Consider the following 24,133-nt stretch of genomic DNA (forward strand, 5'->3'; position numbering starts at 1 on the left):
AGATCCTCCTGGGTGGGGGCACACATCGGTCAGAGCTCGACGCGGACGTCGTACTCGGTGACCCAGGTGTTGAACTCGATGAGCCGCTCCAGCACGGCGCGGGCGCTCCACGGGCCGCCGACGGCGTAGGAGCCGACCGGCCGGTCGAGCAGCTTGCGGATGTCCGCCTCCGAGACCAGCCGGAGCACCGGGGCGCCCTCGACGAGGATGCCTTCGACCTTCTCGCGCAGGGCGATCTCGTACTTGCGGTCCTGGGTGGAGGGGTACGGGTTCTTCTTGCGGTCGAGCACCGAGTCGGGCAGGACTCCGCGCATCGCCGCGCGCAGCAGGCTCTTCTCCCGGCCGTCGAAGCTCTTCATCGCCCACGGGGTGTTGTAGACGTACTCGACGAGGCGGTGGTCGGTGAAGGGAACCCGCACCTCCAGGCTCGCCGCCATGCTCATGCGGTCCTTGCGGTCCAGCAGGAAGTTCTCCCAGCGGGTGAGGTTGAGGTAAGTCCGCTCGCGCATCCGCTCCTCGAAGCCCGTCTCCCCCTCCAGCCGGGGCACTTCCTCCAGGGCCTGGGTGTAGCGGTCCTTCACGTACTCGGTGAGCCCGAGCCGGTCCCACAGGCCTACGTCGCGCAGCGCGCCGATGCCGCCGAGCTTCTCGAAGGGGTGGTGCCAGGGGAAGTTGTCCAGCTCGACGGCTTCCTTGTCGTGGAACCAGGTGTAGCCGCCGAAGAGTTCGTCCGCCGCCTCACCTGAGAGCGCTACGGTCATCCGCTCCTTCAGCGCACGGCACAGGATGAGCAGCGAGAACTCCATGTCGCCCGTGGAGACCGGCAGGTCCTGGGCGCGCAGGACGGTACTGCGCACCTCGGGGTCGAGGATGTCCTCGTTGTCGAGCTCGACGATGATGTGCTCGGCGCCGACGCGCTTCGCGACCTCGACCGCGAACGGGGTGTCCGGGTCGGCCCACTGCATGTTGGTTTCGAAGCGGTTGTCGTGACCGGTGAAGTCCACGGAGAAGGCGCGGATGGGCTGTTCGACACCCTGCTTGGCGAGGGCCTTGGCGGCGAGGGCGGTCACCGCGCTGGAGTCGAGGCCTCCGGAGAGCAGCGTGCCGACGGTGACGTCCGCGACGAGCTGGCGCTCCACGATGTCTTCGAGCAGATCCCGGACGTTGGCGATCGTCGTGTCGAGGTCGTCGGTGTGCGGCGTGGCCTTGAGCTCCCAGTACCTCGTGCTGCTCTGCCCCTCGCGGGTGAAGCGCACGGTCGTGGCGGGGACGACCTCGTGCATACCGCGGAAGACCGCGTGCCCGGGGGTCTTGACGATGCTGAAGATCTCCTTCAGCCCCTCGGGGTCGACCACGGCCTCGGCGTCCTGGTGGGCCAGGATCGCCTTCGGCTCGGAGCCGAAGAGCACGCCGTCGGCGGTCGGGTAGTAGTAGAGCGGCTTGACGCCCATCCGGTCGCGGACGAGGAGCAGTTCCTCGGTACGCGGGTCCCAGATCGCGAAGGCGTAGATGCCGTTGAGGCGCTCCGCGAAGCCGGCGCCCCACTCCAGGTAGGAGCGCAGGACGACCTCGGTGTCGCTGGACGTACGGAACTCGTGGCCGAGTCCGCGCAGTTCCTCGCGCAGCTCCCGGAAGTTGTACACCTCGCCGGTGTAGGTGATGACCGGCTGCGTGTCGTCGTTCTCGACGGCGGCCATGGGCTGCCGGCCGCCCTCCAGGTCGATGATCGCCAAGCGGCGGTGCCCGAGGATCGCGCGGGGCGAGGTCCACAGCCCACCCGCATCCGGGCCGCGGCACTCCAGGGTGCACGTCATGGCCGACGCGATTTCCGAGTGCGCCGTCAGATCGCGCTGAAAGCTGACCCATCCGGCAAGGCCGCACATAGGTGATCGGTTCCTCTCGACAAAGGGGAGATGAGCAGGCGACCAGGTGACCAGGTGTCTGTGGCCGATTCCCCAGAGTGTCGAGCGGCCCGGAATCCGAAATCCAGCGGCGCCGGTTCACTTTGTCAGGTGGCCAGGGCCCATGCTCCCTGAGGCCGCACAGGGAGGGGAATCGGGCCGCCCGCCCGACCTGACACAGGGCTCCCCCGTCGATTGCGGCGGCCCGTGCTCGGGCGCACATTCCATGAGGTGACACAGACGTCTCTCGACACCGATTCCGCGGCCACGAGCCGTCCCGTACGCGCGCCCGGGCGCCTGCCTCCCCTCCTGGTGACCGCCGGCTACGAGTTCGCGCTCACCACCGGCATGCTGTTCACCGTGGTCACGGCCGCCCGCTGGATGGCGGGACCCGGCTCTCCCTTCTCCGGCCTGCTGCCGACCCCGCGCGGCCAACTGGTGGTGATGGGGCTGCTGGTCGGAGCGGTCGTCACCGCCGTACTCGGGCCCTCCATGCGCCGGGAGACCGCCGGGCATCTCAATCCCGCGGTCAGTATCGGGCTGTGGCTGCTGCGCGTCTTCCCCGGAAGGGCTGTGCTGCCCTTCGTCGTGGCGCAGCTGGCCGGCTCCGTGTGCGGGGTCGCGCTGGCGCGGCTCGTGTGGGGCGACGCGGCCGACGCGGTCGGCGACGCCGCGCTGGCCCCCGGCCCCGGCTGGGGCGCCGGCCCCGTGTTCCTGGCCGAGGCGGGGTCCATGGCTGTGATCATGCTGATCGTGGCCTGCTTCGGTGCCCGTCCACCGCTGCTGCGCCATCTACCGCCCGTCATCGGCGCCTGTGTCGCGGCCGTCATCATCTTCCTCGGGCCGCTCTCCGGCGGTGGCGGGAACCCGGCGCGCCAGCTCGGGCCGGCCCTCGTCTCCGGTACGACCGGCTTGCTGTGGGTCTACCTGCTCGCACCCGTCGCCGGATCGCTCCTCGCGGGCGCGGTGTGGGCGCTGGTGCGTCGGAGCCGGCTCCGGCTCCGATGAACCCGTAGGGGCGGCCCCCGGTCCAGGACCGGGGGCCGCCCCTTAGCCATTCCCGAGGGCTGCCGGACCCGCGGGCAGGCCATGGCGGGTCGGAGTCAACCGAGGTCCGCCCCGTGGAGCCAGGCGACCTTGTCGAACATGTCGTCGGCCGAAAGACCCGTCAGCATCGCGTTGCGCTCGCGCGCCGCGTCGCCCACCGGGTGGTACAGCCGGCGGCCTATCTCACGGGCGACCAGCTGGGTACGGGCCGTACGCTCCCGGCGCGCAGCGCTGTACTTCTCCAGCCGCTGCACGACGGTGTCCTCGCAGCAGTCCAGCGACTCGGCGAGGACCACCGCGTCCTCCAGCGCCTGACAGGCGCCCTGGGCCGCGTACTGCAGCATCGGGTGCGCCGCGTCGCCGAGCAGCGCCACACGCCCGTCGGTCCACACCTCGACCGGATCTCGGTCGCACAGCACCCACGCCTTCCAGTCCCGACCGAGCTCCAGCAGCCGCCGCGCCGTCTCACCCAGCTCCGGGAACTCGTTCAGCACGTGGTCGCGCCCGGTGGGCTGCCCGACGACGGCCACCTGCGCGCCGTCGTCCCGGGTCGCGGCCAGGTTCAGCCACGCGCCGCCGCCGATCGGATAGTGGACGAAGTGCCACTTGGGGCCCGCCCACAGCGTCACGGTGTTCCACCGCAGCTCCTCGGGCACCTGCTCCGCCGAAACCACCGAGCGGTAGATCGTGTGCCCGGAGACCCTCGGGTCCCCGTCGCCGACCAGTTGACGCCGTACCTCCGAGCGGATGCCGTCGGCCCCGATCAGGGCCGCGCCGCTGAGCCGCTCACCGCTGCCCAGAACGGCGGTCACCTCGCCCGATCCCTGGCCGCGCTGCTCGTACGCCACCACCTTGCTACCGCCGCGCAGTTCGATCATCGGGTGGCTGCGGCAGCCTTCGAGCAGCGGCTCGTACACGTCGGAACGCTGCACGACCGCGTACGGGTTGCCGAAACGCGTCCGGTAGTCGCCGGCCAGCGGCATCGAGGCGATCCACTCGTCCGTGGTGCCGTCCATGAGCCGCAGTTCGTCGATGTAGACCGCCCGGTCGCGGACCTGTGCGCCCACGCCGAGCAGGTCGAGCGCGTGGAAGGCGTTGGGGCCGAGCTGGATGCCTGCGCCGAGTTCGGTGAACGTCTCCCTGCGCTCCAGAACGGTCACCCGGTGGCCGCGGCCCGCGAGGCCGAGCGCCGCGGCGAGTCCGCCGATGCCTCCCCCGGCGATGAGTATGTTCGCCATCTGTGGTTCACATCCCTTGGGTTGTCGTGTGTTCGAGGAAGAGCCGGCGGAGTTTGCCGTGAAAGCGCTGGGCGCCGGGGAGGGCCTTGGCGACGCAGGACGCGGACGGATCGTCGAGCGTGATGCAGCGGCGCGATGGCCGCGAGAGCCATGAACGTGTCTGATGTGTCGCGGCAGAGCCCCTTCGGATCCGGTCCTCGGTCCGGCGCCCAGGCCGCGGAGGGCGGCAGGAAACGCGCCGCGGTCCCGGTACTGGTGATCTGGTACGGGAGACAAGGGCGTCGTCGCTGACCAGCGGTGCTCGCAGCCGGATCACCCACCGGCTGCGGCGGCCGGCTGCAGGACCCGGTCGGTCGCGCTCTCGGAACCGGGGACACGCGCGGCCGGCGCAGTCGCGGACGTCGTCATGCCCGCGGGATTGCCGAAGCCCTGGCCGAGCGGACCGGTGGTGGTCTCCAGGTCAACGGCCAGGGCGCGGGCGACGTCCACGGCACAGCGGTCCGGCTCGCTCCGTTCGAAGCGTCCGGTCGCGCTCCTCGGCGGGGTCCTCACGGTTCTGCTCAGGGCTCCTTGACTGATGTTCGGAACGGGGGAAGCTCCCACGGCCACCCTGCAACGACCTGAGCGGGCGGGCGCAGGATGCCGGGAGCACTTCGTCAGGTGCCCCGGACTGCGTCACGAAGCCGGCGCCGTACCGCGGTCGGGCCGGTCATCGACTCGACGGGCGTCCAAGGCCGGTGGAAATCAGCGACGCTCCCGAGCTGCTGTGGCCACCGCCCGTGCGAGGCCGACCAGACAGCTCAGCACCGCGGCGCCCACGGCAAGGGGTTCGGCCAGCCTCGGGTGGGCGACCGCGAGACAGACTGCCGCGCCGGCGGCGAGCAGGCCCACGGCCAAGGCCAGCAGGAGCAGGAGCGTGCGCAGCTCTCGGTGGTCGTCGTTCCTGGTCATGAGAAGGGACCTGCTTTCGGTTCGGGCGCGGTGGCGGGTCCCGGTGCGGTCTGCCGCGCGGGATCCGGTGATGCGCCCATTGCAGCGGACCACTAGCACAGCGACCGGACGAAGGTGGGGGGTCTCTAAGAAGGGGGCAAACGGTCCTTGTACGCGCCGTACGGTCACGGGATGAACCTCGCGAAGGAGCCCGGCCGGGCGGACCAGCAGCTCATCGACCACGCCCGCGAACACGGTCTCGCTGTCACGGGAAAGCAGTTGTCCGGGTGGCGGCGTCACGGACTTCTCCCTGCGAACGCGCACGGCGGGGGTCTCGGTCGTGGCCTGGGAAGCACCTCTCGGCCGGTCCCCGAAAGCTTCGCCCTGGTACTCGCTCTCGCCCGGCTGTCCGGTCGCGGGAAGCGGCCGACGGATCTGGCCCTGCTCCTGTTCGGGGAGGGCCTCCCGGTGCCGGAGGCGACGGTCCGTGCCGCGTTCCATGCCGCCGTCGACGCCGTCCGCCTTCCAGGGGATGCGGAGTCCGGCCAGGATCCAGAGGAGCAGCTGGACGCCGTAGACGCCTACATCGCGCGCGGCGGTCAGGCAGCGGTCATGGTGCCGCCGGCCCGGGCTCGCCGGGTGGATGAGCAGATCGTCGAATTCTTCGAGTCCGCCGGCGTTCCGTGGCCTCCGGCGGAGCTCGCCCAGTGGGACGAGAACCCCAGCCCCGAGCACCTGACGCCGCAGGGCGCCGCGCTGTTCGCAGCAGACGCCTTGCTCACGGGCAGCGCGCCCCTGCCGCGGATCGCTGCCCTGCTGCGGGGCATGACGCCCGGCATGGGCGTGAACCCGATCGCGTCCCTCGTGGAAACCACCGTGCGCGATGTACCGGACTCACCCGTCATCGGCCCCGACCACAGCCTGTCCACGCTGACCGGCGATGTCCGCCACAGCCTTCACGAGCTCGCGGTGACAGCCTCACCAGAGGACCTCGGGGCCGCGTGGCGCGCTGCCCTGGAGGTACGTACCTGGGCACTGGACCTGTGCGCACGGGCGGAAGAGGAACTCACCGCTGGGACGCCCGGCGACGCCACTACGGAATGGTGGATCAGCAGGCAGCTGCCGGCCGGTATGTCTCTCCTGGAGGAGCTGCGCACGCGCGAGGAGAAGCCATCCGGTACCGCTCTGGCCGCCCTTGGACTGCTGTTGCAGCGCGAGCAACTCGCTGCGGTCGACCGGATGCAGCCCGGCTGCCAATGGGAACTCATGCAGAGTCCCGGTTTCCTGCCTCCGCCCGTCCGTACCTTTCTGGCCCTGCCTTCCGCAGCGGTCTGAACCGGCCGGATACGGTCGGGCCGGCCGGCCTACCGATGGAGCCCGTCGCTCACCGGGTGCGGAAACTGCCGCTGTACACGTCCGTACGGTTCTGTGGCGCGCCGGAGTGGGTTTCGGTGAGCACCGCCCGTACTCCCTTGCCGTCTGCCACCAGGCCTTGGTAGTCGCCGAGGAAGTAGCCCCCGGCGTACGGCGCCTGCAGCCAGTCGAAGATCCGCGAGATCCGTCGTTCGGTCCGGAGCCTCGGGTCTCCGTGCGGCAGCGTGGCCATCTGGTAGGCGGTGGGCAGGGTGGTGGTGTCGCCCGGCTTGAGGAAACGCAGGTCGTAGTAGGTGAGCGCGACCGTGCCCCGCTCGTCGACCGCGATCGACGGGGAGAAGGCAGGCACCCCTTCCGGGCTGATCAGCTCCGGGGTCCCCCACGTGCGTCCGCCGTCGGTGGAGCGCACCAGTTGGACGGAGTCGAACTTGCCGCCGGAGAAGTCCGAGCCCTCGTAGGCCATGTACAGCGTGCCCGTCTTCGGGTCGACGGCCGGGCTGGGCAGGGTGGCCGCGGCGCGCAGCAGCTTGGTGGGGTCGTTCGGGTCGACCTCCGGTACGGAGGTGTCCCGGGCCACGGTGGCGGGGGCGCTCCAGGTCTCTCCGGCGTCGGTCGAGGTGACCACCGCGTAGTGGGCCTCGACGACGGTGCTCAGGTCGTCGGAGTAGGTGATCCGGTCGAAGAAGTCGTACAGGGTGCCGGTGCGCCGGTCGACGACGATCAGATGGCCGATGGTCTGCGTGTTGGGCACGGCGCTGGTGTCGACGAACGGCCGGGCCTCGCTCCAGGTGCGGCCGCCGTCGCGGGTGAGGGAGATGTAGCCCGGGCCGTCGAGGGAGCTGGGGCCGGGTGGGTCGTTGTCGAGGCGGTTCCAGACCTGGTAGGCGGTGCCCTTGCGGATCGGGTCGGCGGTGAGTGAGGGCTTGTCGTTGAAGAACGGCTGCTCGTCGACGTGTGTGGTGGTGAGGTTCTGCCAGGTACGGCCACCGTCGCGCGAGGTGGCGGCCAGGAGGGCGCTGCGCGTGCTCCTCGTGAAGTCGACGCCCTCCCCGCCGGCGTAGACGGTGCCGTCCGGTCCGGTGCTCACCCAGGGGTCGGAGGCGCGTTCGAAGTCCGCGCCGCCCCGGGCGCACAGGCTGAACGGCAGCTCGCTCCGGCGGAAGGTGTGGCCGTCCGTGGTCCAGCTGGCCACGAGGCCACGGGCGCCGCCGTCGTTCCAGCGGTCCTGCTGGAACACGGTGACCACGCGCTTCGGGTCGCGCGGATCGACGGACAGGTATGGCTCGACCTCGGTGCCCGGGTAGACGACGCTGTCGGCGGACATCGCGCCGATGGTGCAGTCCGCGTACGGGTCGCGGTCGGACACCTTGATCAGCGGTGCGCCGTCGGGGCTCCGGTCTGCCGCCGCGGGAGTCGCGCTGGTGACCGTGGTGAACAGGAGCGCGGCGGTGGCAACAGCGGTCAAGGGCAGGAAGACGCGCATGCGGGATCTCCTCCGGGCCTCGGCGGCCGGGGTGCGGGACAGCCGGTACGGGGGCGGCGTGGGGCGCGCAGGCGTACCGGAACGCTGGGGTGGGACGACTCCGCCTGATCCTTTTCGGTGCCGCGGCCGGTGCCCTTGATGGGCCGGACGGCGGATTCCTGCCCAGCGTCGCCGAGGAGCACGACGGGCTACCCGCCGGCCCAGCACGCCGCCTGACCCGCCCCGGGCTGCGCGGAGGGCCCGGGGCGGGTGGGACAGGTGGTCGCTAGGACGCCGCTGCCGGCATGGCGTAGCCGAGCAGACCTTCGCGGGTGTACGGACCTTCGCAGTCGGGCCTGTTGGATACGAAGTGGTCGAAGACGGACGGGATGTGGCACCGGTAGAGGGGCACCGATCCGGGCACCGCGGTGGTGTACACGTATCCGACCGGGCCGAGGGGCTGCTGGCCCTCGCATCCCGGGTCGGGCGTCAGCAGCGAGTGGTTGGCCGCTTTGCACTCGTAGAGCCGGACCGTGCCGGGCGCGGGGTCCCTCAGCACCTTCCAGACCGCCTCGTGGGTGAAGCCGTCGGGCAGGGGGCGCGGGGAGGCGAGGTGGCCGTCGTGGGGGCGGTAGCCGCGGACGAGCGGGGTGTAGGCCGTGGTGTGGCCGCGGCTGCGTTCCCAGGTCCGCAGGTAGCCCTCGGCGCCCTGCATGAGCTCGTCCACCACGTCCTGGCCGCCGGTGACCCGGATGTCCTCGATCCAGTCCGGTACGAGGCCGTAGTGAGTGCCGCCGCCGTCGGTGTTGACGTCCCAGACACGGTTGCCGGTCACCTGACGGTCGAGGACCGAACCGCCGTCGGGGCTGCGGAAGGGGTAGTGCACGGGGTCGCCGGCCGCGGCCCGGGGGCCGGGCAGCCAGGCGAAGCCGTTCATGTCGGTGCCGATCCCGTACCCGGCGCCGTACTTGGCGCGCAGGGCGGCGTGTCTGCGCGCCTCGGCGGTGAACGCGGGCGCCTCGTACATGTGGCCGGTGATGAAGCCGCCCAGGCGGTAGACCCGCTCGGTCCAGTTGTCGTCCATCCAGCCGTGGGTGGACAGGGCACCGGCGTACCGCTCGGCTTCGAGCACGCGCAGCGCCTGGTTCGCCGCCTTGACGCTCATGTGGTCGATTTCCAGCATCATGCTGCGCTTCATCATGCCCAGCACCGCGTACTCGCCCAGGGCGGTCAGGCCCCGTCGGTTGCACTGCGCCGCCTGCAGGGAGCCGCTGTACTGCGGCAGTTCGACCCCTTCGGGCAGGGCGCCCCGGATCCGGGCCTGCGCCTCCGCCTCCGGCTCGGCCTCGGCCTGCGACTCGGCGCCGGTCAGGCCTGCGGCGAGCCCGAAGCCGATCGGGTTGTCGTGCTCGGGGCCGGAACAGGGCTCGGTGCTCCAGAAGGTGCCGGTCGACAGGAACTGGCCGGTGTTGATGGCCATGCCCTGGGTGCCCGAGTCGAACCGGACGCCGCACAGCGCGTTGTCGAACTTGTGGCAGAGGAACATGCTGCGCACGCCCAGCCGGTGCAGTTCGTCCAGGCCGCGGTCGATGTCGGCCATCGTGCAGCGGGCGTTGTCCAGCACCTGCTTGCAGCCGAACGGTTCGGAGGTCTCCACCCCGAGGACGACGGCGAGCTTGCCGTCCTGGATGACCTTGCGGGCCTGATCGGGCTCGGTGACGACCCGGAACCAGCCCTTGCCGGCGCCGCCGTACATGGCGTCGACGTAGTCCTGGAGTTCGTACGTCTTCTGGATCTGGAGCCTGATCGCGGTCATCTCGTCGCAGCCGCGGTCCTTGAAGAAGTAGAGCGAGCAGATGACTCCGTTGGTGACCATGTCGTTCACGAGGATCCGCTGGCCGCCCCGCCAGGCCCGCTCCACCCAGGCGTAGTAGGTCTGCTGGTGGGTGGCGGAGTCGTGGGCCGGCCAGTCGCGGAACGTCGGCCAGCCGTTCGGGTCGTGCAGGCCGTCACCGCCCTTGGTGATCATGTCGAAGAGGGCGAGGACGCCGTTCGGGTAGTGCTCGGGGCAGTCCTTGAGGGCCTCCGCCACCCCCGCCGTGGAGAAGACCTTTCCGCAGACCAGCCGTCCTCCGAAGCCCTCGTTGGACATCAGGTGGACGTGCGCGTCGACGTATCCGCGGACCCGGCCCTGGGCGTCGGTGCCCCTGAACGGCTCGCCCGTGACGTTGACCTGCGAGTCCGGCGCGGGGCGCGCGGCGGGCTCCCACCACTGCGGGCCGGCCGCCGCGCCGGCGGCCGCGGGACCGAGTACCAGTGCGGCCAGCGCGAGGACCAGGCCGATTAACAGATACCGGCTTCGTCCGAAGTTTCTTCGTCGGTTCATCGCCACCCCTCTCACTCACGATGTGTTCATGACAATTCGGAGATGGTCTTCGGGCGCCCGGCCCTCCGGACCTCCGGGTAGCTGGGCCGATCAGCCGGACCGGCGCTCCGCTTCATGGGCACGGACAACGGCCAGGTACTCCGCCGCCAGGCGGTGGCAGTCGCCGGGCCACCGCGCGGAGACGTAGTTGCCGTCCCTGACGGCGAAGCCGCGTCCGGGGCGGGCGGCCGTGTCGCGGACGGGCAGCGGCGGGCCGGCGAGGAAGTGGCTCGGATCGGCGAGCGCCGCGGTGACCTCCTGCTGCACGGTGGTGCGGTACGTGCGGTAGTAGCGCCCCAGCCACAGCCGGGTGAGGTTCCACCCGGTCAACTCCAGCAGCGACGTCAAAGCCGTGGTCCGGCGCCCGTGGAGGACCGAGCGCCCGGTGGCGGGATCCTTGGCCCGGGCGGCGAGCAGCACGCCGTGACAGACGGCCCCCACCGGCAGGTTCCGGATGAAGACCCGGGCGAACAGCCGCTGGGCGGTGGTGTCTTCGAGCAGCGTCCGCATGCCCGCGGCGTGGCCGCCGGGCACGAAGAGGCCCGTGACTTCGGCAGGGTCGACATCCGCGTACGAGGAGGGGGCGAGGAAACGGGGGTCCTCGGTGAGGCTCCGGTAGGCGGCGAGTTCGGCGCGGCGGGTCATCAGCCAGGGCGACAGCCAGGAGAAGCCGAGGTCCGTGAGCCTGGGGTCGGCGAGCGCGACCTTTCCGCCGGGGGTCGCGAAACGCACCTCGAAGCCGGCGTCCCGCAGCGCGGCCCAGGGAACCGCTGCCTCGGTCGGGTCGTAGTCGCCTGCGGGGAGCAGGAAGAGAATCACGGCGTACTCCTCTGAGCGGTGGCGATCAGGGCAGCTCGCTTCCCCCGTGCGTGCTCCGTGGGCCCGCCCCTGATCCCCGCGGTGTCCGAAGGCCGACCTTAGAAGCGGCCTGCGGCTCCGTCATTCACTCCGGCGGCCAAACCGTTGACTCTCCCGGCCCGCTCCCCGGCGGCTGTCCCCGCGGGCGGTGTTGACGGGGTCGGTGTGCCCGCATTGACTGGCGGCCGTGTCCACCATCGAGCCGCCCTCCGTCACCGCGTGCTATGCCTTCGCCGTCCTGCGCGCCGTGGAGGACGGCACCGTCGGGTCCGCCGCTTGGGCCCTGCCTACGCACCGGCTGGAGTTCGGCGAGATGCGTGCGCTGTGGGACGCCGTACTCGGCGCCCGGGACGCCGGCCCGCACACCGGGCTCCTCGTCGGCGACCGCATCCGGCCCGAAGGCCTGCACATCATGGGCCACCTCGTCCTCACCTGCGCCAGCCTCGCGGACGCGGCGCTGGCGGCCGAGCGCTACCACCCCCTGGTGAGCCAGGCGGGCACGGTGACCCTGGACCGTCGCAGCGGCGTAAGCCGGGTCCGCTACCGACCGACCGTCGACCCGGCGGCCATGCATCCCCAGCAGGTGGAGGCGGTCGTCAGCAGCATGGTGCGGGCGGGCCGCTGGATCGCCGGCGACGACTGGGCGCCCCTGTCCGTGTCGTTCGCCCACCCCCGTACGGGCTCGGCAGAGCCCTACGCCCGCGTTCTCGGCTGCCCCGTCACCTTCGACGCCCCGGAGAACGCGATCACGATCGCCGACGAGGACCTCGACAGGCGCCGCCCCCTCTATGACCCGGCACTCAACGCCCTGCACCGGGCCTACGCCGACCGGCTCTTGCACGAGCTGTCCGCGCCCGCGACCGTGTCCGTGGCCGAGCACGTGCGGCGGTGGCTGGAGCACGCGGCATTCGAGGACGCGGGCCCCGAGGGCCCCGCCAAGGAGCTCAACCTCAGCGTCCGGACCCTGCGCAGGGCCCTGCACGCGGAGGGCACGTCGTGGCGCGCGCTCCTCGACACCGCCCGCCACGGCCGGGTCAGGCGGCTGCTGGAGACCACGCCCCTGCCGCTGGACCGGATAGCCCCCCTCGTCGGCCTGAGCGGCGCGACGGCCCTGGTCCGCGCCTTCACCCGGTGGGAGGGCATGCCTCCCGGGGCGTACCGAGGACTGCACCGGCACGCGGCCGGATCCGGGGCCGAAGCTCCTCCGTACAGCAGAAGGGCCCGGATCCTTTGAGGATCCGGGCCCTTCTGAGCAGTAGCGGGGACAGGATTTGAACCTGCGACCTCTGGGTTATGAGCCCAGCGAGCTACCGAGCTGCTCCACCCCGCGTCGGTGAACCCCACCCTACGGCACTGCCCGGCCGTACTCGACCGGTTTTCGCGCGGCGTGCTGCCGGCCGCTCCGGAGACGCCTGCTTCGTGGTGCCGATTTCGTCTTCGCGGACCCAGGGCTTGCTTGCTGTTCAAGGCGGGGGGCGAGGCGAGGCGGGCGGGCCCGGGGGCGTCCTACAGGGGATTGCCGCGCATCGCCTCGTCGCGGATCGTGTTGCGGTGTTCCTCGTAGACGAGCCGCGCATCATCGCTCGGGAGCGCCTCGGTGGCGAGGCCGCAGGAACACGTCACGACGGTGAGACCGGAGGGAGTGCGCAGTGTGTGCCCCTCCGGGCTGGTCCAGGCCTCACCGGCGGGGTTCTCGTACCGGAGGCTGTGGCGGTACTGGGGCTTGCGGGTACGGCTCGCGGTGCTGCCGGTGCTGCCGGTGCCGGTGCTGGTCAGGTCCACGGTGAAGCGGTGCTCGGTCATGGCTCCAGTGTGGCCGCCTGCGAGCGATCAGCCGGCAGCCCCCGCGGAAACTGGCCAGGGCGGATCGGGAGCGGTCACGGCGAACCGGTGGAACCGGGTCGTCAACGCCGTACACCCCCACCCCCTGCACCGCAGGGCAGGGCCGACTCGGTCTCTGCGTACCGGGTCGCGTCACGGCCTACCGGAACGCAGGATGGAGCAGGTGATGACGGTTTTGGTGGTCGGCGTGCCGGACGGCGAGCAGCTGGAGCTTCTGCGCGCGGGTATCCAGCGCAATCCGCACTTCCGGGTCTTGTCGCACGCCCACGACCCCGTCGTCGCTCTGGCGCACGCCCGCCTCCTTCTGCCCGATATCACCGTCCTGTCCCTGCCCGCCGGGATCGACAGCCTCGACGCGGCCCCGGACATCCTCAGCGTGTTCCACGGGGTGCGCTCCCTGGACCCGCCGAGCGGGGTGGTCCTGCGGACGGCCGCCGACCGCGTGCCCCGTGCCGTATCCGGCCTTGCGGTCGACGGCGCCGTCCACGTCGTGCGCGAGGGAGACTCCGAAGCCCTGATGCGGGCCCTGCGCACGATCGGTCTGCGCCGGGCCAGCTGCGACCCCGACGAGATGCCCTGACCGGACTCGTCCGCCCACCCTCGGGGTCGTATCGCACCGTCCCCTCATGCATCCGGGATGCCGGCGCCCTCGCCACCGACACCGGTATGGGCGGCCCCGACCGCACACTCGGCGCCGCGACCTTGGCCAGGCTCGACGGATACCGGCCGGGGAGGGAGCCGCGCTGCCGGCCCGCCACGTCGCGGACGCCTCGCTCCACGTCGGCGGCGCAGAGGATGCGGGCGCCCGATGAAGCGAGGGGCTCGCTCCCTCTTCGATGCCCCAACGCCTGCGGATCGGTGCCGGTTGAGCGATTTCAGGCGGGTGCCGCGGCCGACAGCCGTCCGCCGATCATCCAGATGCGCGACATCGCATCGGCAAGGGCGGGGTACCGGGCGGCCTCACAGATCATCTCCGAGAGCACGAGCATTCCGTGCGCGGTGCACTTCGGATCGCGGTTCTGGTGCAGCCAGACAACCGCGTTGCCCAGGGACCGGCGCCCGAGGAAGATCCCCGAGCGCCGCACGGCGGCGGCCGTTTCCAGGTCGGCGCGGCTGCCGCCGAACGGCAGGACTGCGGTTCGGCGGATCCCCGGCGGTGCCATGGAGTCCCGCACGTGGCGGACGCACGATTCCGGCGGGGCCTGTCCGTTCTCGAAGGTATTGCGGAATCCGGCGATGCGCATGCCCGCATTCTCCAGGTGGAGCTCGATGTAGAGCTCGATGGACAAACCGCGCAGCTGAATACGAAGGGGCAGGTACGTCATCTCCCCCGGCCGGCGAGAGGCACCGCCGAAAAAACCCTGAGCATTCTCTGCCCTCGACCGGATCGTCGAGGTCAGGAGCCGATACTCGTCCACCGATGCGCGTGTCGGGGAAAACCACACGGGTTTCAGCATGGCCGCCCACATCAGGGCAGATTGCCGGAGCTCGGCCTTCCCTGAATTAATCTGACCGCGATCGGTTCGATCGTGTTGCACGCATACATGCGCATCCACCGCCTTCGACATCATCCCTATTGCAGGGTTCCGATCGGTTCGGTTCGGTCCTTTGTAGTCGTCCTGGTGGAGGCCGGGCGAATAGTTGGCCCCTGATGCTAAGAAATCGGCGCGTGATCCCGGCGGCCGGAGCCCGAGCGGGTCGGCGCGGCGACTCCCGCGAACACGATGCGGCCGGCTGCCCGCGATTGCCATCCAGAGCCCCGCCCGCTTGACGGGGTTCAAGACGACCGATCATTATGGAAGTGAGACGACCGGTCATTTTGACCGCCCATTCCACACACGCGAGGGAATGACATGTCCACATACCGAGCGTTCGAGGTCACCGGGTCACGGAAGTTCGAGTGGGTGGAGCGTGAGACGCCGGAGCCACCGCTGGGGCACGTGCGCCTGCGGGTCGAGGCCTGCGGGGTCTGCCACTCCGACGTCCTGGCCGTCGAGGGGATGCGGCCCGACCCGTCCAAGCCGATGGTTCCCGGGCACGAGGTCGTCGGCGTGATCGACGCGGTCGGCCCGGGGGTGACGACGTGGCGGGTCGGCGAGCGCGTGGGCGTGGGGTACCTGAACGGCCACTGCGGGGTGTGCGACTTCTGCCGGCGCGGCGACTTCGTCAACTGTGAGGACCAACCTCAGACGGGCAGTGACATCGACGGAGGCTACGCGGAAGTGCTGGTCGCCAGGGCCAGCGGCCTGGTACGTATCCCTGAGCAGCTGAGCACGATCGACGCGGCGCCGCTCCTGTGCGCGGGACTGACGGTCTTCAGCGCGCTTCGGCAGGCCGCCGGCGCCCCCGGCGCACTGGTGGCCGTGCAGGGGATCGGTGGGCTCGGGCACCTGGGCGTGCAGTACGCGAACAGGCTCGGTTTCCGCGTCGCCGCGATCGCCCGGGGCACCGACAAGGCGGAGCTGGCCGAGCGGCTCGGCGCCGACCACTACATCGACAGTTCGGCCGAGGACGCCGGCGAGGCGCTGCGGCGGCTCGGCGGTGCTGCCGCGATCGTCGCGACCGCCGCGAGTGGTGCCTCGATGTCGCCGCTGATCTCCGGACTGGCGCCACGCGGCCGCATGGTGGTCCTCGGGGCCGCCCCCGATCCGATCCAGGTGCAGACCAGTGACCTGATCTTCGGCACCAGGACGATCAGCGGAAGCCTGACCGGCAGCTCCATCGAAAACGAGGACAACCTCCGGTTCGCCGCGGACCGGGATGTCCGTCCCATGACCGAAGTCATGCCGCTCGCCCAGGCTCCCCAGGCCTACGAGCGCATGATGTCCGGCGAAGCCCGTTTCCGTGTCGTGCTGGATGTGTCGGTCTGACCATCCTGCTCGTCAGTGGCAGGCAGGCGGTGACATCAGGCGAGCAGCGTGCCGAACACTACGCCGAAGAACACCTCGTACGAGTCTTCCGAACGGTCGGACCGACTGGAGATGAGCGTCCCCTCCCAGGCGTTCAGAATGAACCGGGCGAGCGTCCGCGCGTCCGTGATCGCCGTCACCCGGCCCGACGCCTGGGCCTCGGCGATCGGGGCCGCGAGCGCCTGCTCCCAGCTCTCCAGGCTGGTTCGTACCGCCTCGCGGATGAGGTCGCTGTGATCGGCCATCTCCGTGCCGAGGCCTCCGATGAGGCAGCCGCGGGTGAAGTTCCGGCTGGTGTTCTCATCGCGGAGGAATTCGAAGTGCTGCCGCAGCCGCAGCAGCGGATCGACGGACGCATCGGTGAGCTCGTGGAGCCGGCGGCTCTCGCCGTACCGCTCCAGGGCCACCACGGCCAGCGCTTCCTTGCTCTCGAAGTGGTTGTAGAACGACCCCTTCGGGACCCCGGCGCCGTCGGTGATGTCCTTGACGCCCGCCCCGTTGAACCCACGGGCATGGAACCGTTCGACCGCCGCCTCGACGATCTCCTCGCGCATGCTCCTTCTGCCCACCGGGAGCACTCCTTCATCGCAATATGACCAACCATCTTAGATCACAAAAACGATAGCATGCGACGCTTCTCCGCCTTCGGGGCGAGTGCGACGCCCGCCGGACGCAATGGCAGCCGCAGCCTGGAAGTCCTACCATCACGTGTACGCACTATGCGCCCTGCCGTCGTAGGGAGGCCGGTATCGTGAACGCCGGATTCGGGCGAACAGGCCTCTCGCCCTATCTGCCGATCGCAGAACACGGCCTCATCGGTGATCTTCACAGTGCGGCACTCGTGGGCACGAACGGCACCATCGACTGGTATTGCTGCCCGCGCTTCGACTCACCGAGCGTGTTCGCCTCGATTCTGGACGCGGACCGGGGCGGATCGTTCGAACTCGCCGCCGACGTGCCGACGCGGACCCGGCAGTTCTACTTTCCCGACACGAACGTTCTCATCACGCGGTTCTTCGCCTCCGACGGGGTGGCCGAGGTCCAGGACTTCATGCCGATCACCGACGACTCGGCCGCGCCGGCCCCGCACCGGCTGATCCGCCGGGTGATCTGCGTACGCGGCTCGCTACCCTTCACGGCGCAGGTGGCTCCCCGCTTCGGGTACGGCGCCGATCCGCACTCCGCACAGGCGCAGGGCAGCCACGCCGTGGTCTTCCGCTCCGGGGACCTGTCGTTGGCGCTGACCGCCACCACGCCGCTGGAGTGCGACGGCCTCGACGCGCGGTCCCACTTCAAGCTTCTGGAGGGCGAGTCGGCGGTGTTCGCCCTCGACCCGATCGTTGACGACGCCATCCCGCAGGCCTGCCCCCAGGCCGAAGCGGAGCGGCAGTTCGAGACGACGGTCCGGTTCTGGCGCGGCTGGCTGGCCGGCTCGCGCTACCACGGACGGTGGCGGGAGATGGTGCACCGCTCGGCGCTCGTGCTGAAGCTGCTCACGTACGCCCCGACCGGTGCGATCGTGGCCGCCCCGACGACCAGCCTGCCCGAGCAGATCGGTGGCGAACGCAACTGGGACTACCGTTTCGTATGGGTGCGTGACGCCGCCTTCTGCGTGTACGCCATGCTCAGGCTGGGCTTCACCGGCGAGGCCGAGGCGTTCATGCGCTTCCTGTCCGAGCGGGGCATCATGCGGGGCAGCGGTCCCGCAGGCCCACTGCAGATCATGTACGGGATCGACGGGCGCGACGAACTGCCCGAGCAGGTACTGCCCCACCTGGAGGGCTACTTGGGGTCCGCACCGGTACGGGTGGGAAACGCCGCGACCGGCCAGCTCCAGCTGGACATATACGGAGCGCTCATCGACTCCGTATATCTGTACGACAAGTGGGGACAGCCCATCAGCAGCGACCGGTGGGAGGAGCTCTGCGTCCTGGTGGACTGGCTCTGCGACCACTGGGACCAGCCCGACGACGGCGTGTGGGAAACGCGCGGGGGACGGAAGAACTTCGTGTACTCCCGGCTGATGTGCTGGGTTGCGATCGAGCGGGCCATCCGGATGGCGAACCGTCGGGGCCTGCCGGCGGATCTCCCCCGCTGGCGGCAGAACCGTGACGCGATCTACCGGCAGATCATGCAGCGCGGCTGGTCCCCCGAGCGAGGGGCGTTCGTCCAGCACCTCGACGACCTCGTGCTCGACGCCTCGGTGCTGATGATGCCGATGGCCAAATTCATCTCACCCACCGACCCCAAATGGCTCTCCACCCTGAACACGTTGACCGCGGAACTGGTGTCCGACTCGCTGGTCTACCGCTACGACCCCGACGCCAGCCCGGACGGCCTGAGGGGAGCCGAGGGTACCTTCTCGATCTGCTCCTTCTGGTACGTCGAGGCGCTCACCCGCGCCGGACGGCTGGAGGAGGCGCGGCTCGCCTTCGAGAAGATGCTCACCTACGCGAACCACGTCGGCCTCTACGCCGAGGAGATCGGGCTGACCGGTGAACAGCTCGGCAACTTCCCGCAGGCCTTCACCCATCTCTCGCTGATCAGCGCCGCGTTCAACCTCGACCGAGCCCTCGGCTGACCCGGAACGATGAGCCGGTCCAGGTGGTGATTCCGACGACCGAGCGGACGAGACCGGCGAAGGTCCGCGGGTCGGACCCGGTGAGTTTGTGCCACTGGGCGAGGCGGTAGGCCACCGTGTTGGGGTGGATCATCAGATCCTCGGCAGCATGGACCAGTGACAACCCGCCGTCGGCGAAGGCGATCACCGTCTCGGCCAACTTCCGGTGCTCAGTGGCGACTTCGCGGACCACGTCGAACAGCGGGCGCAGCCGTTCGCGACCGTCGACGAGACTGGAATGCAGCCAGACGTCCTCGAAGAACGACGTCGCGCTGCCGTCGCGTTCGGCAACGACCAGAGCGCGCTCGGCGTCACCGATGCTCAACTCAGCGCCGGTGAGTCCGGATCGATCCAGGCCGACGCCCACACGGTCGTCCTCGCCACCCAGGTTGATCACGCGGGCTACCGCAGGCCGGCCTCGTGACCGCGCCGTGCACCGGACCGGCAGGCCGCAGTACGCCCGCCGGCGTGACGCGGCGTGACCGGATGTCTTCACAGCCGCCCAATCCACGGATCCTGCCGGGCCTGATCCACCAAGTGGATCTCCTTGGTACCCATCGGCGTGAACACCGTGTCATCGGCAAGATTCCTGTGGAGTCCTCAGTCGACACCCACCTCCGCCTCGGAGGCGGGCCGGCGGGACCCGGAGGAGAATGGGAAGCAGCTCACGGAGGGTCATGCTTCCCTTTGTCCTTTGGGCCGGCCGCTCGCTGACCGCGGTGCTGTTGAGCACGGCGTTCGCGTGGGGCGTGCCCGTTGCTGCTCCTGCTGCCACCTCGCCGGTTCAGGCCGCGGCAGCAGAGTCCATCACGCTCGATCCGTCCCAGGGCCCGCCGGGGAGCCGGGTGGGGGTCCACGGCAGCGGGTTCAGCCGTTGCACGAAGACCGCCCTGGCGCCCGAGCCCCGCCCTGCCGAGGCGGCCGAGATCCGCATCACCTGGGAAGGCGGCGACAACCCGAGCGTCGTCAAGGCCGACGCCGCCGGTGAGTTCGATACCGACGTCACGGTTCCGTCCGATGCCAGTCCGGGCAGTTACGTGGTCACCGCTCTCTGTACGGTCAACTCGAAGCTCAAGGCCACCGCCGACTTCCAAGTGACGCCCGAGCCCGGGCCGACGGCCATGGCATTGGACCCGGCCGAGGGCGCCGTACAGACGTCTGTCACCGTGACCGGCTCCGGGTTCGGCGGCTGTACCGCGGACGACGGCCAGGCCGGTACGGTCACGCTGTCGTGGGACGGCACCCCGCTCCCGGATGTCACGCCGGCAGAGGTCACGGTGGACGGCGACGCGTTCACGGCCGAGTTCGCCGTTCCGTCCGACGCAGACGCCACGAATCACACGGTGACCGCGACCTGCGTCGGGTACGAACAGATTTCTGCCGAGCAGCGGTTCACGGTGACCGCTGCGCCCGGGCCGCAGCCGGAGGTGACGCTCGATCCCCCCACGTTGCCGTTCGGCGGCGGGTCCGTGGCCGTATCCGGTTCGGGTTTCAACTGCCCGGAGGTGGCCCTGTCGTGGGACGGCGAAGAGTGGGACACGGTGGCTCCCGCCGAGGACGGCTCCTTCGACACCGGGTTGGCCGTAACGCCCGATACGGGTGAGGCCTCATACACCGTACGGGCCCAATGTACGGATGACTCCGGCGTGGGCGCCGAGGCGGCGTTCACAGTGACCGGCAGCGGCCCGGTCCCACCCACCCCGACGCCTCCGGCCCCGGATCCGCCCACGCCGACCCCGGACCCGACCACCGACCCCACCCCCGTCACGGTCCCCGTCGGCCTGGTCGTCGGTTCGAGCCTGCTCGGAGCGGCCCTGCTGGCCCTCGCGGGATCCGCGTTCCTCAGCCACCGCCACCGCGGGCCGCGCTGGGTCCACGAGCACGTCAGCTCCCGGCTGCGCCCCGCCCCTGCGGCGACGGACGTGGCCGAGCCCTCCGAGACCGGCCCGCCCACCCGCTCCGTACGACTGGAACCACACCCGGACCCGGGTGACCAGACGCTGAAGGAGGAAGGCCCATGACCACGGCTCCCGTCGTCGAGCCTCTCACCGTCCGGGACCTGCTGCTCGGCCCCCAGGGGCAGAACCCCGAAGCACTCGCAGACTCCCTGGAGGCCCATGGCGCGGTGACCGGCCTGCTCCCGGGCGGGCACGGCCTGACCAGCGCGGCCGACCGGGCCGTGGGGCGCGAGCTGGCCGGCGTCATCAACGGCTTCCTGGACCTCGACCTCGTCTCCCTGGTGGCTTCGGGCTGGTCCAAGTACAAGGTCCTCAAGGAGGCGGCGCTTCGCACGCGCCGGTCCCCCGGCAGCGAGGAGGTCGTCGCCCTGGCCACCCACACCATCAGCTCCGCGCACCACCCGTCGGTGGACCTCCTCGTGGACGGCACCCAGGCCGCCACCGTCGCTGTGAACCTCACCGTGCTCTTTCGGATCAGCGGGCTCGTCGCGGTCGTCCGCGACGGCCTGCTCGTCGCCGCCCGCAGTGGGCAGTCCACGGTGGAGGCCAAGCTGGCCGTACGGGACATCGTGGTCGCCTCGCGCGAGGGCCGGCTGGACCTCCCCGCCACGCTGCGCCTGCGCGAGCCGATCGACCTGCTGCCGCATCAGCCGCCGGTCCCGCCCGCGGCGCCTCCCCCGCCGCCCGTTCCACCCCATCCGCCCCCGCCGCCGCTGCCACCGGTCCGGTGGGGGCGCAGGTAGGCCCTGGGCTGCCGCGGCGCCGCCGAGCCGGAGTCCGTCGTTCGCGCGTTCGATTGCGAGTGAGTCCGGGGCGGGCAGCCGACTCCATGCGTCAGAGCGCTAGGCCCTCATTACACAGATATTCTGAGAAATGTGATCGAGACGGAACGGCCGCGGCTCCCTCGGCGCTATGGCCGGTGGAGGCTTGTGCGGCTGTCGCCGGTCATTCTGACCGTCGTGATCGCCAGTCTGGCCTACGCCACTCCGCCGGAGATGGCCTTCAGCCGCCTCCTGCCCGCGGCGCCGGCCCTGGCCGCGGCCATGTGGCCGGTTCTCCCCACGGTCCTGCTCGGGACGGTCTGCCTCCTTCTGATGATCGGCCTCAGCCTCGTCTTCCCCGATCTGGGAACGTGGTGGACGGCCGCGGGGATCATCGCGGTCACCGTGGCCGCCGCGTACGGAAGCCATGTCCGGCTCCAGCGGGAGCGCACCCTCTTTCAGGTACGGCTCGTCGCCGACGCGGCGCAGCAAGTGGTCCTGAGCCCGATGCCACGCCGCTTCAGGAACATCGAGATCGAGTCGCTGTACCTCGCGGCCGCCGCAGAGGCCCGCATCGGCGGCGACTTCTACGAGGTGGTCGACACGCCGTACGGGGTACGGCTGCTCATCGGTGACGTGCGCGGCAAGGGCCTGCCGGCAGTGGGGGCGGCCGCGGCGATCGTCAACGCGTTCCGGGAGGCGGCCTACGGCGAGTCCGACCTCGTCGACGTCGCACGCAGGCTGGACGCCAGCAGCAGCCGCTACAACGCCGCCTATCCACCTGACGGGTCGATGGAGCGCTTCGCCACCGCCCTTCTCGTCGAGATCCCGCACGAGGGAAAACGTATCGACATCCTCAACTGCGGACACCCCCCGCCGATGCTCCTGAACCGCAGCAAGCTCCGTGTCCTCGAGTCCGTCACCCCCTCGCCCCTGCTCAGCCTCGCGGACCTGATCGGCGATCACTACAACGTCGACACCTTCGACTTCGCCCCCGGCGATTTGCTGCTCCTCTACACCGACGGGATCACCGAGGCCCGCGCCCGCAACGGGGAGTTCTTCCCGCTGGCAACCTGGATGCGTCGACAGCCCCCGACACCGCCCCGCGAACTGCTCACGGCTCTTCACCGCGACCTCCTCCGCTACAGCAGAGGAAGCCTTGACGACGACGTCGCCGCCCTCGCCGTACGCCTGCGTGAGCCCTGAGGGAGTCCCCGTACGTCTCGATCGAACAGAGGAAGGGCCTGGGACCGGGGACCGGGGACCGGGGACCGGGGACAATGCAGCACATGGATGACGCATTCACACTCATTCGGCGGGCCGTCGGCCTCTTGCCCGAGGACGCCACCGCAGAGAACGGCGCGACGGTCGGGGATGTCCGCGAGGACATCGCGCGCCAGGACTGGGAGATGGCGCTCGACATGCTCATCGAGATCGGTGATTTTTGCCCCGTGTCCGTGGAGTTCTGGGAGCTTCTGGCCGAGGCCTCTCGGCAGATGATGCTCGACCGCAGCTGCCGCTGGTGCCAGTGGCGGGGGTGGGAGGTCCAGCACGGCACTGTCCGGGCAACGCTGAGCCTGCCGGGACCTGAGGAGGGTGGACGCCGGAGCGCCTTTTCCGGGGACGGTCGGCTCAGGCCGCTGTGGGATATCGGGCGCCGCACCGCTGACGGGGAGCCAGACCTGAGCATCGCAAGGCTATGGGTGGAGTTCGCCGAGGAGCTCGGCCCGGGAGAGAGCGCCGATGTCCGGCTGGCGCCCCTGAGCCCCGAACAGTGGGGACATCTGAAGTGCGGAGACGTGATCACGATGCACGAAGCTCGACCTGCTGTCGGCACGGCCGTGATCGTCGAGGTCCTGCCGGCGCGTGCATGGCCTGATGCGCACGAAGTCGTTCGGGAAGGTGATCACGGCCGGTACGCACAAGCCGATGCAGCGGGGCCGGGCGGCCGCCCTCCTGGACGGTCCGGCCGGCCCCGCGGCTCGGGGTGAAGCGGCTGTTCACATGCCCTTGCAGACCTGGTTGAAGGCACGGTTGGCCGCCTGGGTCCAGGCCTGCCAATAGGCATTGCTGTGCTGCGGGCCGGACTTGTCCGCCACCGGCTTGGTCTGGCAGCTCTTCTTGGCCGCCGCGGCGCCCGCCTGGGCGCCGGCCGCGCGGCCCTGGGCGATGTCCCGCCGGGAACCCGGCTGGGCCGGGGGCGTGCTCTGCGGGTTCTGGGGCTTCGGTGTCGCCGACGAGCCCACTCGCTTGCAGTTCACGAAGATGAAGTTCTGGTCCTCGTTGACCGCGAGAACCGTGTAGTCGACGTTCTTCTGGAAACGCTGCACTCGGAAGGTTCCGTCCGGGCCTATCGCCAGGTCCACGGTGGACTCGCCATCGTTTAGCTTGCGGGGTCCCGTGAACCCCTCGCCGGTGATCGTGACGTACGTGTCGTTCGGTCCCGGCGTGACCGTACAGCTGGCGGCCGGGGCCGCCGCGCCGGCGGCCGGTGCGAGGGCAACGGCGCCACCGCATACGACCGAGGAGACGAGCAGGGACGTGACCACGGCGCGTCGGGTGCGTCGGTACATGGGGGTACTCCCATCGGAAGTCGAGCGGGAGGGGGGAGGGGCACATGACAGGCAGCCGTCCTGTTCATGCTGCCCCACCCGTCACGGGGTGTCGACCGGAGGCCCACGCGACAGCCGCGGCCGCCAGGCCGGACCCGGCCGCCTAGCTGCCTGGACAACGCCACAGGCAGGCGCAAACCGGACGCCCGTCACGGAGCGCGGGCCCGTTCCCGCGCCCGCGCCACGCCCACGTGCG

General features: G+C 70.5%; 22 protein-coding genes and 1 tRNA gene. 10 read left to right on the top strand and 13 right to left on the bottom strand.

All coding sequences use genetic code 11. The annotated features are described in order from the left end of the window. Positions 1-29: 29 nt before the first annotated feature. Entirely contained in the window at positions 30-1,883 is a 1,854-nt protein-coding gene (gene asnB / locus OG509_RS02535; RefSeq protein ID WP_406179697.1) for an asparagine synthase (glutamine-hydrolyzing), read from the bottom strand. A 249-nt stretch (positions 1,884-2,132) separates the two neighbouring features. Between asnB and OG509_RS02540 the strand changes: the two genes are divergently transcribed. Further along, positions 2,133-2,909 (top strand): MIP/aquaporin family protein, encoded by a 777-nt coding sequence (locus OG509_RS02540; protein WP_406179698.1) that lies wholly within the window; start codon positions 2,133-2,135, stop codon positions 2,907-2,909. A gap of 95 nt (positions 2,910-3,004) precedes the next feature. Here the strand turns inward: OG509_RS02540 and OG509_RS02545 are convergent, their stop codons facing one another. The 3 genes from OG509_RS02545 to OG509_RS02555 form a co-directional block, all read right to left on the bottom strand. Beyond that, the gene (locus OG509_RS02545) at positions 3,005-4,186 is read right to left on the bottom strand and encodes a 3-hydroxybenzoate 6-monooxygenase (RefSeq protein WP_406179700.1); all 1,182 of its coding nucleotides are present in this window, start codon (positions 4,184-4,186) and stop codon (positions 3,005-3,007) included. 312 nt (positions 4,187-4,498) lie between these two features. Next, positions 4,499-4,738 (bottom strand): hypothetical protein, encoded by a 240-nt coding sequence (locus tag OG509_RS02550; RefSeq protein ID WP_406179702.1) that lies wholly within the window; start codon positions 4,736-4,738, stop codon positions 4,499-4,501. A 192-nt stretch (positions 4,739-4,930) separates the two neighbouring features. Beyond that, complete coding sequence (locus tag OG509_RS02555; RefSeq protein ID WP_406179704.1) at positions 4,931-5,137, bottom strand: hypothetical protein; 207 nt, start codon at positions 5,135-5,137, stop codon at positions 4,931-4,933. Positions 5,138-5,584: 447 nt separating this feature from the next. Between OG509_RS02555 and OG509_RS02560 the strand changes: the two genes are divergently transcribed. Further along, positions 5,585-6,451 (top strand): hypothetical protein, encoded by an 867-nt coding sequence (locus OG509_RS02560; protein WP_406179706.1) that lies wholly within the window; start codon positions 5,585-5,587, stop codon positions 6,449-6,451. Positions 6,452-6,500: 49 nt separating this feature from the next. Here OG509_RS02560 and OG509_RS02565 read toward each other — a convergent pair whose 3' ends face one another. The 3 genes from OG509_RS02565 to OG509_RS02575 form a co-directional block, all read right to left on the bottom strand. Next, entirely contained in the window at positions 6,501-7,973 is a 1,473-nt protein-coding gene (locus OG509_RS02565) for a sialidase family protein (RefSeq protein ID WP_406179708.1), read from the bottom strand. A gap of 265 nt (positions 7,974-8,238) precedes the next feature. Beyond that, positions 8,239-10,338, bottom strand: coding sequence for a hypothetical protein (locus OG509_RS02570; protein WP_406179710.1), 2,100 nt, complete (start codon positions 10,336-10,338; stop codon positions 8,239-8,241). A 90-nt stretch (positions 10,339-10,428) separates the two neighbouring features. Continuing rightward, the gene (locus OG509_RS02575) at positions 10,429-11,196 is read right to left on the bottom strand and encodes a type 1 glutamine amidotransferase domain-containing protein (RefSeq protein ID WP_406179712.1); all 768 of its coding nucleotides are present in this window, start codon (positions 11,194-11,196) and stop codon (positions 10,429-10,431) included. Positions 11,197-11,422: 226 nt separating this feature from the next. Here OG509_RS02575 and OG509_RS02580 point away from each other — a divergent pair, with 226 nt between their 5' ends. After that, positions 11,423-12,469: an AraC family transcriptional regulator ligand-binding domain-containing protein gene (locus tag OG509_RS02580; RefSeq protein WP_406179713.1), complete on the top strand. Its 1,047-nt coding sequence runs from the start codon at positions 11,423-11,425 to the stop codon at positions 12,467-12,469. A 22-nt stretch (positions 12,470-12,491) separates the two neighbouring features. Here OG509_RS02580 and OG509_RS02585 read toward each other — a convergent pair. Together OG509_RS02585 and OG509_RS02590 are read right to left on the bottom strand one after the other, a co-directional pair. Beyond that, positions 12,492-12,565: transfer RNA gene (locus tag OG509_RS02585), tRNA-Met, on the bottom strand. Between the two features lie 176 nt (positions 12,566-12,741). After that, the gene (locus tag OG509_RS02590) at positions 12,742-13,038 is read right to left on the bottom strand and encodes a hypothetical protein (protein WP_406179715.1); all 297 of its coding nucleotides are present in this window, start codon (positions 13,036-13,038) and stop codon (positions 12,742-12,744) included. Between the two features lie 205 nt (positions 13,039-13,243). On the opposite strand from OG509_RS02590, the gene OG509_RS02595 reads away from it, so the two are divergent. Next, positions 13,244-13,657, top strand: a complete 414-nt coding sequence (locus OG509_RS02595; protein ID WP_406179717.1) for a hypothetical protein — start codon at positions 13,244-13,246, stop codon at positions 13,655-13,657. Positions 13,658-13,952: 295 nt separating this feature from the next. On the opposite strand, the gene OG509_RS02600 is transcribed toward OG509_RS02595, so the two are convergent. Further along, a complete protein-coding gene (locus OG509_RS02600) occupies positions 13,953-14,534 on the bottom strand; it encodes a ribosome-inactivating family protein (protein ID WP_406179719.1) in 582 nt (193 codons plus the stop codon). A gap of 396 nt (positions 14,535-14,930) precedes the next feature. Here OG509_RS02600 and OG509_RS02605 point away from each other — a divergent pair, with 396 nt between their 5' ends. Next, positions 14,931-15,947, top strand: a complete 1,017-nt coding sequence (locus OG509_RS02605) for an alcohol dehydrogenase (RefSeq protein ID WP_406179720.1) — start codon at positions 14,931-14,933, stop codon at positions 15,945-15,947. A gap of 35 nt (positions 15,948-15,982) precedes the next feature. Here the strand turns inward: OG509_RS02605 and OG509_RS02610 are convergent, their stop codons facing one another. Beyond that, positions 15,983-16,555 (bottom strand): TetR family transcriptional regulator C-terminal domain-containing protein, encoded by a 573-nt coding sequence (locus tag OG509_RS02610; RefSeq protein ID WP_406179722.1) that lies wholly within the window; start codon positions 16,553-16,555, stop codon positions 15,983-15,985. A gap of 182 nt (positions 16,556-16,737) precedes the next feature. On the opposite strand from OG509_RS02610, the gene OG509_RS02615 reads away from it, so the two are divergent. After that, the gene (locus OG509_RS02615) at positions 16,738-18,567 is read left to right on the top strand and encodes a glycoside hydrolase family 15 protein (protein WP_406179724.1); all 1,830 of its coding nucleotides are present in this window, start codon (positions 16,738-16,740) and stop codon (positions 18,565-18,567) included. Here the strand turns inward: OG509_RS02615 and OG509_RS02620 are convergent. Next, on the bottom strand, positions 18,542-19,003 hold the full coding sequence (locus OG509_RS02620) for a helix-turn-helix domain-containing protein (RefSeq protein WP_406179726.1): 462 nt from the start codon (positions 19,001-19,003) through the stop codon (positions 18,542-18,544). The two genes, OG509_RS02615 and OG509_RS02620, sit on opposite strands and share 26 nt — an antisense overlap. A gap of 280 nt (positions 19,004-19,283) precedes the next feature. On the opposite strand from OG509_RS02620, the gene OG509_RS02625 reads away from it, so the two are divergent. The 4 genes from OG509_RS02625 (at position 19,284) to OG509_RS02640 (ending at position 23,316) form a co-directional block, all read left to right on the top strand. Continuing rightward, on the top strand, positions 19,284-20,627 hold the full coding sequence (locus OG509_RS02625) for a hypothetical protein (protein ID WP_406179728.1): 1,344 nt from the start codon (positions 19,284-19,286) through the stop codon (positions 20,625-20,627). Beyond that, positions 20,624-21,307 carry a hypothetical protein gene (locus tag OG509_RS02630; RefSeq protein WP_406179730.1) on the top strand — a complete coding sequence of 228 codons (684 nt, stop codon included), beginning with the start codon at positions 20,624-20,626 and terminating at the stop codon, positions 21,305-21,307. The genes OG509_RS02625 and OG509_RS02630 overlap by 4 nt, the downstream gene beginning before the upstream one ends. 186 nt (positions 21,308-21,493) lie before the next feature. Further along, entirely contained in the window at positions 21,494-22,531 is a 1,038-nt protein-coding gene (locus OG509_RS02635) for a PP2C family protein-serine/threonine phosphatase (protein ID WP_406179731.1), read from the top strand. 83 nt (positions 22,532-22,614) lie between these two features. Further along, positions 22,615-23,316, top strand: coding sequence for a hypothetical protein (locus tag OG509_RS02640; RefSeq protein ID WP_406179733.1), 702 nt, complete (start codon positions 22,615-22,617; stop codon positions 23,314-23,316). A 9-nt stretch (positions 23,317-23,325) separates the two neighbouring features. Here OG509_RS02640 and OG509_RS02645 read toward each other — a convergent pair whose 3' ends face one another. After that, on the bottom strand, positions 23,326-23,898 hold the full coding sequence (locus OG509_RS02645) for a hypothetical protein (protein ID WP_406179734.1): 573 nt from the start codon (positions 23,896-23,898) through the stop codon (positions 23,326-23,328). Between the last annotated feature and the right edge of the window lie 235 nt (positions 23,899-24,133).

This window comes from Streptomyces sp. NBC_01006, assembly GCF_045162725.1.
In the GTDB taxonomy this organism is placed as follows: Bacteria; Actinomycetota; Actinomycetes; order Streptomycetales; family Streptomycetaceae; genus Streptomyces.

Bases quoted from the DNA above. Each gene is read 5' to 3' on its own strand.
- asnB (WP_406179697.1), bottom strand. From the start codon at position 1,883: ATGTGCGGCCTTGCCGGATGGGTCAGCTTTCAGCGCGATCTGACGGCG.
- OG509_RS02545 (WP_406179700.1), bottom strand. From the start codon at position 4,186: ATGGCGAACATACTCATCGCCGGGGGAGGCATCGGCGGACTCGCCGCG.
- OG509_RS02555 (WP_406179704.1), bottom strand. From the start codon at position 5,137: ATGACCAGGAACGACGACCACCGAGAGCTGCGCACGCTCCTGCTCCTG.
- OG509_RS02565 (WP_406179708.1), bottom strand. From the start codon at position 7,973: ATGCGCGTCTTCCTGCCCTTGACCGCTGTTGCCACCGCCGCGCTCCTG.
- OG509_RS02570 (WP_406179710.1), bottom strand. From the start codon at position 10,338: ATGAACCGACGAAGAAACTTCGGACGAAGCCGGTATCTGTTAATCGGC.
- OG509_RS02590 (WP_406179715.1), bottom strand. From the start codon at position 13,038: ATGACCGAGCACCGCTTCACCGTGGACCTGACCAGCACCGGCACCGGC.
- OG509_RS02595 (WP_406179717.1), top strand. From the start codon at position 13,244: ATGACGGTTTTGGTGGTCGGCGTGCCGGACGGCGAGCAGCTGGAGCTT.
- OG509_RS02600 (WP_406179719.1), bottom strand. From the start codon at position 14,534: ATGCTGAAACCCGTGTGGTTTTCCCCGACACGCGCATCGGTGGACGAG.
- OG509_RS02605 (WP_406179720.1), top strand. From the start codon at position 14,931: ATGTCCACATACCGAGCGTTCGAGGTCACCGGGTCACGGAAGTTCGAG.
- OG509_RS02625 (WP_406179728.1), top strand. From the start codon at position 19,284: ATGCTTCCCTTTGTCCTTTGGGCCGGCCGCTCGCTGACCGCGGTGCTG.
- OG509_RS02630 (WP_406179730.1), top strand. From the start codon at position 20,624: ATGACCACGGCTCCCGTCGTCGAGCCTCTCACCGTCCGGGACCTGCTG.
- OG509_RS02640 (WP_406179733.1), top strand. From the start codon at position 22,615: ATGGATGACGCATTCACACTCATTCGGCGGGCCGTCGGCCTCTTGCCC.
- OG509_RS02645 (WP_406179734.1), bottom strand. From the start codon at position 23,898: ATGTACCGACGCACCCGACGCGCCGTGGTCACGTCCCTGCTCGTCTCC.